The following is a 12,072-nucleotide window of genomic DNA, read 5'->3' as shown; positions in this document are numbered from 1 at the left end:
GCACTAGCGTGGTCGACGATGAGCACGTCGATTCCACGCCCAGGCGACCACCTTCCACGCCCCCATCCGGGCGTGGATCCCGCGTCGATCCATATCGAGGTCGAGGGCCTGCTCACGCGCGCCCGCGACGTCACCGCCGACGGTGAGCCCGATCCGTCCGAGATCATCCCGCGGCAGGCGCAGCTGCTCGAACAGGCGCACGACCTGCTGGTCCAGGCGCTCGCGACCGTGGACAAGATCTGACGTGGCCCGGCGAGCGCGAGTCGACGCGGAGCTGGTGCGCCGGGGCCTCGCCCGGTCCCGCGAGCACGCCGGTGAACTGATCACGGCTGGGCGGGTCCTCGTCAACGGCACCGTCGCGACGAAACCCGCGACCCAGGTCGATCCGGGGGCGCCCCTGCTGGTCACGGAGGTCGCCGAGGAGGTGGCGTGGGCCTCGCGAGGGGCCCACAAGCTGCTCGGCGCCCTCGAGACGTTCACCCCCCAGGGATTGCGGGTCACCGGACGGCGGTGCCTCGACGCCGGGGCTTCCACCGGCGGCTTCACGGACGTCCTGTTGCACGAGGGCGCCCGCGAGGTCGTCGCCGTCGACGTGGGCTACGGCCAGTTGGTGTGGCGGCTGCAGTCCGACGAGCGCGTCCACGTGATCGATCGAACAAACGTGCGTAACATCGGTGCGGACGCGATCGGAGGGCCGGTCGAGTTGGTGGTGGCGGATCTGTCGTTCATCTCGCTGAAGCTGGTGCTCCCGGCGTTCGTGCGGTGCGTGACTCCGGGCGCGGATCTGCTGCCGATGGTCAAACCGCAGTTCGAGGTCGGGAAGGAGCGGGTCGGCAGTGGCGGCGTCGTCCGGGATGCGGCTCTGCGCACCGAGGCGGTCCTCGGTGTCGCCCGGGAGGCCCAGGCTCTGGGGCTGCGTACGCTCGGGGCGGTGGCCAGTCCGCTGCCCGGCCCGTCCGGCAACGTCGAGTACTTCCTGTGGCTGCGCGCCGGGGAACCCGGCCCGGTCGAACTGGGCGCGGACGTGGTCGAACTCGTCGAACGAGCCGTGCAGGAAGGACCCCAGTGACCGCAGATAGTGCAGCGACCGGCCCGGAGCGGGCGACCCGCGAGGTCCTGCTCGTGTCCCACTCGGGGCGGGTCGAGATCGCCGCGACGGCGCAGCGCATGGCGAAGATCTTCGGCGAGGCCGGCATCGGGCTGCGGGTGCTCGACGACGAGGTCGCCAGCACCGGTCTGGGTCCGCTCGCCGGCCCGGACGGACGGGTCCGCATCGTCGAACCCGGACCGGACGCCGCCCGGGGCTGCGAGATGGTGATCGTGCTCGGCGGGGACGGCAGCTTCCTGCGCGCCGCCGAACTGGCCCAGCGCGCCGGGGTGCCCGTGCTCGGAATCAACCTGGGCCGCATCGGTTTCCTCGCCGAGGCCGAGGCCGAACATCTCGAGGAGGCACTGGCGCAGGTGGTGCGCCGCGAGTACCGGGTCGAGGAGCGGATGACGCTGGACGTCGCGATCCGGGTCGACGACGTAATCGTCGACCGGGGGTGGGCGCTGAACGAGGCCAGCCTCGAGAACAAGTCCCGTCTGGGCGTGCTCGAGGTGGTGCTCGAGGTCGACGGCCGGCCGGTGTCGGCGTTCGGGTGCGACGGCGTGCTGATCGCCACCCCGACGGGATCGACCGCGTACGCGTTCTCCGCCGGCGGCCCGATCGTGTGGCCGGAACTCGAGGCGTTGCTGGTGATCCCCAGCAACGCGCACGCCCTGTTCGCCCGGCCCATGGTGACCAGCCCGGAGTCGTTGATCGCCGTGGAGACCCTCGCCGGCAGCCACGACGGGCTGGTGTTCTGCGACGGCCGCCGCACCCTGGACCTGCCCGCCGGAGGCCGACTCGAGGTGGTGCGCGGCAAGCACCCGGTGCGGTGGGTGCGGCTGGACTCGGCGCCGTTCGCCGACCGCATGGTGCGCAAGTTCGATCTTCCGGTGAAGGGCTGGCGGGGAAGGAGACTGTGAGGTGCTTGCCGAGATCCGGATCGACAATCTGGGGGTCATCTCCGAGGCCGGCGCCCAGTTCCACGGCGGGCTGACCGTCCTGACCGGCGAAACCGGAGCCGGCAAGACCATGGTCGTGACCAGCCTGCACCTGCTGTCGGGGGCGCGCGCCGACCCCACCCGCGTCCGTGTCGGCGCCTCCCGCGCCGTCGTGGAGGGTCGCTTCTGCATCGATGCCGACGCCGGGTCGAGCGCGGCGGGCGGGGTGCCCAGCCACGTCGAGCGGGAAGTGGCACGCCTGCTCGAGACGACCGGCGCCCAGCGCGACGACGACGGCAGCATCATCGCGGTCCGCACCGTCGGCAGCGACGGCCGCTCCCGCGCCCACCTCGGCGGGCGCAGCGTCCCGGTGGGGGTGCTGTCGGAGTTCACCGATCCGCTGCTGACCGTGCACGGCCAGAACGACCAGTTGCGGCTGCTGCGGCCCGACCAGCAGCGCGCCGCCCTCGACCGGTTCGCCGGCAGGGCGATCGCGCCGCTGCTGGCGGCGTACCAGGAGCACCGCCAGCGGTGGCTGACCGCGCGGGCCGAGCTGAGCGAACGCACCGAGCGGTCCCGGGAGCTCGCGCAGGAGGCGGACCGCCTGCGGTTCGCGCTCGACGAGATCGACGCCGTCGACCCCCAGCCGGGGGAGGACACCCGGATCGTGGCCGAGGTGCGCCGGCTCGGCGACCTCGATTCGTTGCGGGACTCCGCGCAGGGCGCGCAGGCCGCGCTCACCGGCGGGGACGGCGACGACGTGGCCGCGGCGGCTCTGGATCTGCTGGGGGAGTCCCGGGCGCGGCTCGAGGCGGCCGAGGACCCGGCCCTGCGCGAGCTCGGTCCCCGGCTCGACGAGGCCATCGCGGTGGTCACCGACGTCGCCGGCGAGCTGTCCGGATACCTGTCGGACCTGCCGTCGGACCCGGGGGCCCTCGAGACGCTGCTGAACCGCCAGGCGGAGCTGAAATCGCTCACCCGCAAGTACGCCGCGGACATCGACGGTGTGCTCGAGTGGGCTCGCGAGGCCCGCGACCGGCTGTCGAGGATCGACGTGTCCGCCGATGCGGTCGCCGACCTCGCCGCGCGCGCCGATCGCGAGGCGGCCGCCGCCGCCGAGGCCGCGACCGCCCTCTCCGCCGCCCGCAGGAAGGCCGCCGACAAGCTCGCGAAGGCGGTCAGCAAGGAGTTGTCCGGCCTGGCGATGGGCCGGGCGAGTCTGGACGTGCAGGTGCGGGACCGAGAGGCGGGGCCGCAGGACACCGCACCGCTGAAGGTCGGCGGGCGGGTGCTGCACGCCGGCACCTCGGGCGTCGACGACGTCGAGTTCCGGCTCGCCGCGCACAGCGGGGCCCGGTCCCTGCCCATCGCGCGCAGCGCCTCCGGCGGTGAGCTCTCCCGCGTCATGCTCGCGCTCGAGGTGGTGCTGGCCGGGTCCGAACGCGGCGCCACGATGGTGTTCGACGAGGTCGACGCGGGGGTGGGCGGTCGGGCTGCGGTCGAGATCGGCCGGCGCCTGGCCCGCCTGTCGCGCACCCATCAGGTCATCGTGGTCACCCACCTGCCGCAGGTCGCCGCGTTCGCCGACACCCACCTCGTCGTCGACAAAGTCGACGATGCCGGGGGTGTCGTCAGCAGCGGGGTGCGCGCGCTCACCGATACCGAGCGGGTCGCGGAGCTCGCCCGCATGCTCGCCGGCCTCGGCGACACCGAGACGGGCCGGGCCCACGCCGAGGAACTGCTCGCCACCGCGCACGCCGAACGACGAGGCTGATCCCGCCCGGCGCGCCTCCGTTGCCCGGCCCCGGCCCGGGTTCATCATCGATGCCATGAAGATGCCGGCGCTGCTGTCACGCAATAACGAAACGTTGCCCGGAGTGAGCGGCATTGCCCGGGTCGACAAGAACCAGGCCAGGCTCCTGCGCCGGGTCGGTCCCGGCGACATCGTCGTTCTCGACGCCGTCGACATGGACCGCGTCACCGCCGACGCGCTCGTCGAGGCCGGGGTCACCGCCGTGGTCAACGCCTCGAGTTCGATCACCGGCCGCTACCCGAACCTCGGCCCGGAGGTGCTCGTCGCCAACGGCATCGCCCTGATCGACAACACCGGTCCCGAGGTGTTCAAGAAGGTCAAGGACGGCGCCAAGGTCCGCCTGCACGAGGGCGGTGTCTACTCCGGGGAACGGTTGCTGATCCAGGGCGAGGAGCAGACCGAAACCGAGATCTCCGACCGCATGATCGAGGCGAAGACCGGCCTGGTCGACCACCTCGAGGCGTTCTCGGGCAACACCATCGAGTTCATCCGTTCGGAGAGCCCGCTGCTCATCGACGGGGTCGGAGTGCCCGACGTCGACGTGGACCTGCGCGACCGGCACGTGGTGGTGGTCGCGGACGGGCCGGACCACGAGCAGGACCTGAAGAACCTCAAGCCGTTCATCAAGGAGTACTCGCCGATCCTCGTGGGCGTCGGCACCGGCGCCGACACCCTCGTCCGGGCCGGATACCGGCCGGATCTGATCGTCGGCGACCCGGACGGGATCGGCACCGAGACCCTCAAGTCCGGCGCCGAGGTGGTGCTGCCCGCCGATCACGACGGCCACGCCCCCGGTCTCGAACGCATCCAGGACCTGGGCATCGGCGCGATGACGTTCCCCGCCACCGGCGCCCCCGCCGACCTGGCGCTGCTGCTGGCCGACCATCACGGCGCCGCCCTCATCGTCACCGTCGGCAGCACCGTCTCGCTCGACGAGTTCTTCGACCAGGGCCGCCGTGACAGCAACCCGTCGGCGTTCATGACCCGGCTGAAGGTGGGGCCGAAACTGGTCGACGCCAAGGCCGTCGCCACCCTCTACCGCAGCCGCGTCTCCGGCGGGGTGATCGCCCTGCTGGTGTTCGCCGCGCTGATCGCCGTGATCGTCGCGTTGATCGTGTCCAACCTCGGCGGCGACGTCGTGGACTGGGCCGTGCAGAGCTGGGACAGTCTCGTGGTGTGGGTGCAGGGGCTGACCGCGTGATCTCGTTGCGTCACCACGCAATCTCGATCGCAGCGGTCTTCCTCGCCCTCGCCGTGGGCATCGTCCTCGGCTCCGGGCTGCTGTCGGACAGCGTCGTCGCCGGGCTCCGCGACGACCGGTCCGAACTGCAGGGCCGGCTGCAGGACGCCGAGGACCGCACCAACGTGCTCACCGAGCAGCTCAACGCGGCCGACGGTTTCGACGCCGCGGTGTCCGGGCGTGTGGTGCGCGACGCGCTCGCCGGCCGCACGGTGCTCATGATCGCCACTCCCGACACCGACCCGGCGGACCTGGACGCGGTGATCCGCACGGTCGAGGCGGCGGGCGCCGCCGTGACCGGCCGGATCTCGCTGACCGAGCCCTTCGTCGACGCCGCCGGCGCCGACCAGCTGCGCACCACCGTCACCAACGTCGTCCCCGCCGGGGTGCAGTTGCAGACCGGCGCCGTGGATCAGGGCAGCCTGGCCGGGGACCTGCTCGGAGCCGTGCTGCTCGTCGAGCCGGCGAGCGGGCAGCCGCGCAGCACCCCCCAGGAACGTGACCTCGCGCTCTCCACGCTGCGGGGCGGCGGCTTCGTCGCGTACGACGACGGGACCGTCGAACCCGCCCAGACCGCCATCGTCGTCACCGGCGACGGGGGAGCCGGCGCCGAGGGCGGCGGCAACCGCGGTGCGCTGCTGGCCCGCTTCGCCGCCGCGTTCGACTCCCGCGGTGCCGGCACGGTCCTGGCCGGGCGGCCCGGCGCCGCCGTCGGCAACGGGGCCGTCGCGGTGGTGCGGGCCGACGCGGCGCTGTCGGCCGGTCTGTCCACCGTCGACACCGTCGACCGCGAATCCGGCCGCATCACCACGGTGCTGGCGCTGCAGGAACAGCTCGCCGGGGTGTCGGGCCGGTACGGAACCGGCCCCAACGCCGGCGCCGTCACCGTCGGAACCGCCGCCCGCTGACGGGCGCGGCGCGGCGAACGGTGTGATCCCCGTCCGATCCGGGCGAGTCGTGCACGCGGGACCCACGACAGGTGTTACCGTGAAGTTCCGTGGGTCGTGCAGGCCCCAGCAGTTCCGTCATCAGTCCGAAGTCCTGCACCAGACGTCACGGGAGCTTCTTTGCCACAGTCACGCCACTCGCGTACCGCCACCAAGCACATCTTCGTCAGCGGGGGCGTCGCCTCCTCACTGGGCAAGGGGCTGACGGCATCGAGCCTGGGCGCTCTTCTCACCGCGCGCGGCATGCGCGTGACCATGCAGAAGCTCGACCCCTACCTGAACGTCGACCCCGGCACCATGAACCCCTTCCAGCACGGCGAGGTCTTCGTCACCGAGGACGGCGCCGAAACCGACCTGGACGTGGGCCACTACGAACGCTTCCTCGACCGCGATCTCAACGCCGCCGCCAACGTCACCACCGGCCAGATCTACTCCACGGTCATCGCCAAGGAGCGGCGCGGCGAATACCTCGGCGACACCGTCCAGGTGATCCCGCACATCACCGACGAGATCAAGAACCGGATCATGGCGATGGCCGGCCCCGACAAGGACGGCAACGTTCCCGACGTGATCATCACCGAGATCGGTGGCACCGTCGGCGACATCGAGTCCCAACCGTTCCTCGAGGCGGCCCGTCAGGTCCGTCACGACGTCGGCCGCGGCAACGTCTTCTTCCTGCACGTCTCCCTCGTGCCCTATCTGGCCCCGTCGGGTGAGCTGAAAACCAAGCCCACCCAGCACTCGGTGGCGGCGCTGCGCAACATCGGCATCCAGCCCGACGCGCTGGTGCTGCGCTGCGATCGGGAGGTCCCCGCCGCCCTCAAGGCGAAGATCGCGCTGATGTGCGACGTGGACGTCGACGGCTGCATCTCCTGCCCCGACGCCCCGTCGATCTACGACATCCCCAAGGTCCTGCACCGCGAAGGACTCGACGCCTACGTCGTCCGCCAGCTCGGCCTGCCGTTCCGCGACGTGGACTGGACCGTGTGGGGCGACCTGCTCGACCGGGTGCACCAGCCGCGTGAGACCGTGCGGGTCGCGCTCGTCGGCAAGTACGTCGACCTGCCCGACGCCTACCTGTCGGTCACCGAGGCGCTGCGCGCCGGTGGTTTCGCGCACCGCGCCAAGGTCGACATCCGCTGGGTGCCCTCCGACGACTGCGAGACCGAGGCCGGCGCCCAGGCCGCGCTCGGCGACGTGGACGCGGTCCTGATCCCCGGAGGCTTCGGCATCCGCGGCATCGAGGGCAAACTCGGCGCGATCCGCTACGCCCGCACCCGCAAGATCCCGCTGCTCGGCCTGTGCCTGGGCCTGCAGTGCGTGGTCATCGAGGCGGCCCGCTCGGTGGGCATCACCGACGCGAACTCCGCCGAGTTCGATCCCGACACCACCCATCCGGTGATCTCCACGATGGCCGATCAGGAGCAGGCCGTCGCCGGCGAGGCCGATCTCGGCGGCACGATGCGGCTCGGCGCCTACCCGGCCGTACTCGCCAAGGGCTCGGTCGTCGCCCGCGCCTACGGCGGCGAGCAGGTCTCCGAGCGGCACCGCCACCGCTACGAGGTCAACAACGCCTACCGCGACCGGATCGCCAAGTCGGGCCTGAGGTTCTCGGGCACCTCCCCGGACGGGCATCTCGTCGAGTTCGTCGAGTACCCCGCCGACCTGCACCCGTTCTTCGTGGCCACCCAGGCGCATCCCGAGCTCAAGAGCCGCCCCACCCGCCCACACCCGCTGTTCTCCGCGTTCATCGCAGCCGCGCTGCGGTACAAGGCCGCCGAGCGCCTGCCCGTGGACGTGCACGGCGACGACGCGGACGAGGTCGACGTGGACGGCGGCGACGCGGTGGTCACCACGTCCGAGAACGCCACCGCCGGCGGCAAGTAGCCGACCGTGACGCAGCGACACGAGTTCCGGACGCTGTCCACGCGCCGGATCTACACCGGCGCGATCGTGTCGCTGCGTGTGGACCGGGTCGCCATGCCCGACGGGCACGAGGCCGAACGGGAGGTGGTCGAACACCACGGCGCCGTCGCGATCGCCGCGGTCGACGAGCAGGACCGGCTGATCCTGATCCACCAGTACCGCCACCCGCTCGGCCACCGCCTCTGGGAGCTGCCCGCCGGGCTGCTCGACGCGCCCGGCGAGGACCCGCTCGACGCGGCCCGCCGGGAACTCGCCGAGGAGACCGGCCTGGCCGCCGCCCGCTGGGACCTGCTCGTCGACCTCGCCCTCTCGCCGGGATTCACCGACGAGGCCGTGCGCGTGTACGCGGCCCGGGGCCTGTCCGAGGCCGACCGGCCCGACCCCGAACACGAGGAGGCGGACCTCGAGATCCGCCGCGTCCCCGTCGACGAGGCCGTCGCCATGGTGCTCGGCGGCCGGATCGTCAACGCCACCGCCGTGTCGGGGATCCTCGCCCTCGCCGCCACCCGCCGCGCCGCGGGCGCCCTGCGCCCCGCCGAGGCCGAGTGGCCCGACCGGCCCCGCGCCCTGCTGCGCACCAAGCGCGACGGGAACTGACGCGGTGCTCGCCCGCCAGCTCGACGCCTACCTCGACCACCTCACCGTCGAGCGCGGCGCCGCCCCCAACACCCTGGCGTCCTACCGGCGCGACCTCACCCGCTACCTCGACCACCTCACCGACCGCGGCATCGACGACCTCGCCGACGTCCGCGAAGAGCACGTCGGCGACTTCGTCACCGCGCTGCGCCGCGGCGACCCCGACCGCGGCAGGCCCGCCCTCGCGGCCAGCTCCGCCGCCCGCGCCCTCGTCGCCGTGCGCGGACTGCACCGCTTCGCCACCACCGAAGGCCGCACCCCCGTCGACGTCGCCCGCGCCGTCAAACCCCCCGCCGCGGGCCGGCGCCTGCCCAAGGCCCTGTCCGTCGCCGACGTGCTGGCCATCCTCGGCTCCGCGGGCACCAGCGCCGACGGGCCGCGCGACCTGCGCGACCGGGCGCTGCTCGAACTGCTGTACTCCACCGGGGCACGCATCTCCGAGGCCGTCGGCCTCGACGTCGACGACCTCGACACCACCAACCGGTCGGTGCTCCTGCGAGGCAAGGGCGGCAAGCAACGCGTCGTGCCGGTCGGCCGTCCCGCCCTGGCCGCCGTTGACGCCTATCTCGTGCGGGGCCGGCCCGCCCTGGCCACCGGCCGCACCCCCGCACTGTTCCTCAACGCCCGCGGCGGCCGCCTGTCCCGGCAGAGCGCCTGGCAGGTGCTGCAGACCGCCGCCACCCGCGCCGGGGTCACCGCCGCCGTCTCCCCGCACACCCTGCGCCACTCCTTCGCCACCCACCTCCTCGACGGCGGCGCCGACGTGCGCGTGGTGCAGGAACTGCTCGGCCATGCCTCGGTGACCACCACACAGATCTACACGCAGGTCACAGCCGGTGCGCTGCGCGAGGTGTGGGCCGGGGCCCACCCCCGCGCCCGATAGCGCCCGCGACGGCAGGGCGTGTCCACGGCGCCATCGCACCACCCGAAGCGGTAGCGTTGATCCGACAGCCGAGCGAGCAGGACAGGGGGAGCAGGGGATAGTGGGGACACCACAACCGCCCGCAGCGGACACAGCGCCGGCAGCACAGCACGCCCTGCTCCACGGCCGCCCCGGCGCCGACGCGGCACACGCCGGCCCGGAGCACACCCACACCGCGGAACCCGAGGCCGAGCTCGGCCCCACCGGCCGGCCCCGCCGGCAGGTCCCGGAACCGCAGCCGCTGCCCAGCCACGGGCCCGCGAAGATCATCGCGATGTGCAATCAGAAGGGCGGGGTCGGCAAGACCACCTCGACCATCAACCTCGGTGCCTCGCTCGCCGAATACGGCCGCCGCGTCCTGCTCGTCGACCTCGACCCGCAGGGCGCCCTGTCCGCCGGTCTCGGTGTCGCCCACCACGACCTCGACCTGACCGTGCACAACCTCCTCGTCGAACGCGGCGTCTCCGTCGACGACGTACTGCTGCACACCCGCGTCGAAGGACTGGACCTGCTGCCCAGCAACATCGACCTGTCCGCCGCCGAGATCCAGCTCGTCTCCGAGGTCGGCCGCGAACAAGCCCTCGGCCGCGCCCTGTACCCCGTCCTCGACCGCTACGACTACATCCTCGTCGACTGCCAGCCGTCCCTCGGCCTGCTCACCGTCAACGCCCTTGCCTGCGCCGACGCGGTGATCATCCCGATGGAATGCGAGTACTTCAGCCTCCGCGGACTGGCCCTGCTCAACGACACCGTCGACAAGGTGCGCGACCGGCTCAACCCCAAGCTCAGCCTCGCCGGGATCCTCGTGACCATGTTCGACTCGCGCACCCTGCACGCCCGCGAGGTGATGTCCCGGGTCGTCGAGGTCTTCGGCGACCTCGTCTACGACAGCGTCATCGCCCGCACCGTCCGGTTCCCCGAGACCAGCGTCGCCGGAGAACCCATCACCACCTGGGCGCCGAAGTCCGCCGGCGCCGAGTCCTACCGGGCCCTGGCCCGCGAAGTGATCCACCGCTCCGGCCGATAGCCCGTGACCGTTGACACCCCCGGCCCGGCCGCGCCCGACCCGGCCCGCCCCGCCCCGCCCCCCGCGGGCTTCCAGGTACGGCTGCGCAACTTCGAGGGCCCCTTCGACCTGCTGCTCACCCTGATCTCCCAGCACCGCCTCGACGTCACCGAGGTCGCCCTGCACGAGGTCACCGACGAGTTCATCGCCTACACCCGCGCCCTCGGCCCCGAGATGGGACTCGACCAGACCACCGAGTTCCTCGTCGTCGCCGCGACCCTGCTCGACCTCAAGGCCGCCCGCCTCCTGCCCTCCGGCGACGTCGACGACCCCGAGGATCTCGCCCTGCTCGAGGCCCGCGACCTGCTCTTCGCCCGCCTGCTGCAATACCGCGCCTTCAAACAGATCGCCGACCTGTTCGCCGAGTTCGAAGCCGCCGCCCTGCGCCGCTACCCACGCGCGGTCTCGCTCGAACCGCAGTACGAGAATCTGGTGCCCGAGGTCGTCCTCGGCGTCGACGCGGCCCGGTTCGCCGAGATCGCCGCCGCCGCCTTCCGGCCCAAGCCGCCACCCCGCGTCGGCCTCGACCACCTCCACACCCCCCGGGTCTCCGTCCCCGAGCAGGCCGCCCGCCTGCTCACCCTGCTGCGCGCCCACGGCGCCGGCACCTGGGCCACCTTCGGCCAACTCGTCGCCGAATGCGACAACAGCCTGCAGATCGTCGCCCGGTTCCTCGCGCTGCTCGAGCTCTACCGCGAACGAGCCGTCACCTTCGACCAACCCGAGCCGCTCGGGCCGCTCCAGGTGGCCTGGACCGGCGAGAACGACGATGCCGTCACCACATTCGAGGAGGACTACGGGTGAGCAGCGACACGCCGGACCCCGACCCGCGCGGACTCGACGCCGAATTGCTCGAGATGACCGACGACGAACTCGCCGCCGCCCTCGAGGCGCTGCTCCTCGTCGTCGACACCCCCGCCCCCAACGCCCAGCTCGCCGACGCGATCGGCGTCACCGCCACCCGCGTCGAGACCACCCTGCACCGCATGGCGGCCGACCTCGACGCGCGCGGCTCGGGCATCGACCTGCGCTACGCCGGCGACGGCTGGCGCTTCTACACCCGCCGTGACTACGCCCCGTACGTCGAACGGCTCCTGCAGGGCGGCGCCCGCACCAAGCTCACCCGTGCCGCCCTCGAAACCCTCGCCGTCGTCGCCTATCGCCAGCCCGTCACCCGCGCCCGCGTCAGCGCCGTCCGTGGCGTCAACGTCGACGGCGTCATGCGCACCCTCCTGGCCCGCGACCTGATCGCCGAGGACGGCACCGACCCCGAGACCGGCGGCACCCGCTACGTCACCACCGAACTGTTCCTCGAACGCCTCGGCCTGGCCTCCCTGCAGGACCTGCCGCCCCTCGCGCCGCTGCTCCCGGACGTCGATGTGATCGACGACATCAGCGAAAGTCTCGAGGCCGACCCACGATTTGCGAGAATGGGAAGGAACCCGCGCACCGAGTCCACCTCGCCCGCGCCGTTCGATCCCGATTGAGACAGGA

The 12,072-nt window shown here is 72.5% G+C and carries 12 protein-coding genes; all 12 read left to right on the top strand.

Translation table 11 applies throughout. The features are described 5' to 3' along the window. Positions 1-18: 18 nt before the first annotated feature. Positions 19-243, top strand: coding sequence for a hypothetical protein (locus tag HFP48_RS14755; protein WP_029543879.1), 225 nt, complete (start codon positions 19-21; stop codon positions 241-243). Between the two features lies 1 nt (position 244). Then, complete coding sequence (locus HFP48_RS14750; protein WP_072635314.1) at positions 245-1,069, top strand: TlyA family RNA methyltransferase; 825 nt, start codon at positions 245-247, stop codon at positions 1,067-1,069. Further along, positions 1,066-2,010: an NAD kinase gene (locus tag HFP48_RS14745; RefSeq protein WP_006936725.1), complete on the top strand. Its 945-nt coding sequence runs from the start codon at positions 1,066-1,068 to the stop codon at positions 2,008-2,010. The genes HFP48_RS14750 and HFP48_RS14745 overlap by 4 nt, the downstream gene beginning before the upstream one ends. A gap of 1 nt (position 2,011) precedes the next feature. Continuing rightward, positions 2,012-3,802 carry a DNA repair protein RecN gene (recN, locus tag HFP48_RS14740; protein ID WP_168579699.1) on the top strand — a complete coding sequence of 597 codons (1,791 nt, stop codon included), beginning with the start codon at positions 2,012-2,014 and terminating at the stop codon, positions 3,800-3,802. A 55-nt stretch (positions 3,803-3,857) separates the two neighbouring features. Beyond that, on the top strand, positions 3,858-5,042 hold the full coding sequence (gene steA / locus HFP48_RS14735) for a putative cytokinetic ring protein SteA (RefSeq protein WP_168579698.1): 1,185 nt from the start codon (positions 3,858-3,860) through the stop codon (positions 5,040-5,042). After that, complete coding sequence (locus HFP48_RS14730) at positions 5,039-5,989, top strand: copper transporter (RefSeq protein WP_006936730.1); 951 nt, start codon at positions 5,039-5,041, stop codon at positions 5,987-5,989. The genes steA and HFP48_RS14730 overlap by 4 nt, the downstream gene beginning before the upstream one ends. Positions 5,990-6,148: 159 nt before the next feature. After that, positions 6,149-7,915, top strand: coding sequence for a CTP synthase (locus HFP48_RS14725; protein ID WP_006936731.1), 1,767 nt, complete (start codon positions 6,149-6,151; stop codon positions 7,913-7,915). 6 nt (positions 7,916-7,921) lie between these two features. Beyond that, positions 7,922-8,551, top strand: a complete 630-nt coding sequence (locus tag HFP48_RS14720) for an NUDIX hydrolase (RefSeq protein ID WP_168579697.1) — start codon at positions 7,922-7,924, stop codon at positions 8,549-8,551. Positions 8,552-8,555: 4 nt separating this feature from the next. Further along, positions 8,556-9,473, top strand: coding sequence for a site-specific tyrosine recombinase XerD (xerD, locus tag HFP48_RS14715; protein WP_006936739.1), 918 nt, complete (start codon positions 8,556-8,558; stop codon positions 9,471-9,473). Positions 9,474-9,573: 100 nt separating this feature from the next. Beyond that, entirely contained in the window at positions 9,574-10,539 is a 966-nt protein-coding gene (locus HFP48_RS14710) for a ParA family protein (RefSeq protein ID WP_168579696.1), read from the top strand. Positions 10,540-10,542: 3 nt separating this feature from the next. Beyond that, positions 10,543-11,382, top strand: a complete 840-nt coding sequence (locus HFP48_RS14705) for a segregation/condensation protein A (RefSeq protein WP_029543868.1) — start codon at positions 10,543-10,545, stop codon at positions 11,380-11,382. 53 nt (positions 11,383-11,435) lie between these two features. Continuing rightward, positions 11,436-12,065 carry an SMC-Scp complex subunit ScpB gene (gene scpB, locus HFP48_RS14700; RefSeq protein ID WP_202917622.1) on the top strand — a complete coding sequence of 210 codons (630 nt, stop codon included), beginning with the start codon at positions 11,436-11,438 and terminating at the stop codon, positions 12,063-12,065. The last annotated feature ends 7 nt before the right edge of the window (positions 12,066-12,072 follow it).

This window comes from Rhodococcus sp. DMU1, assembly GCF_012272955.1.
GTDB lineage: Bacteria > Actinomycetota > Actinomycetes > Mycobacteriales > Mycobacteriaceae > Rhodococcus > Rhodococcus aetherivorans.
This window is presented reverse-complemented; position numbering and strand designations above follow the sequence as displayed.

Coding starts and splice junctions, on each gene's coding strand:
- HFP48_RS14755 (WP_029543879.1), top strand. CDS start 19: ATGAGCACGTCGATTCCACGCCCAGGCGACCACCTTCCACGCCCCCAT.
- scpB (WP_202917622.1), top strand. CDS start 11,436: ATGACCGACGACGAACTCGCCGCCGCCCTCGAGGCGCTGCTCCTCGTC.
- steA (WP_168579698.1), top strand. CDS start 3,858: ATGAAGATGCCGGCGCTGCTGTCACGCAATAACGAAACGTTGCCCGGA.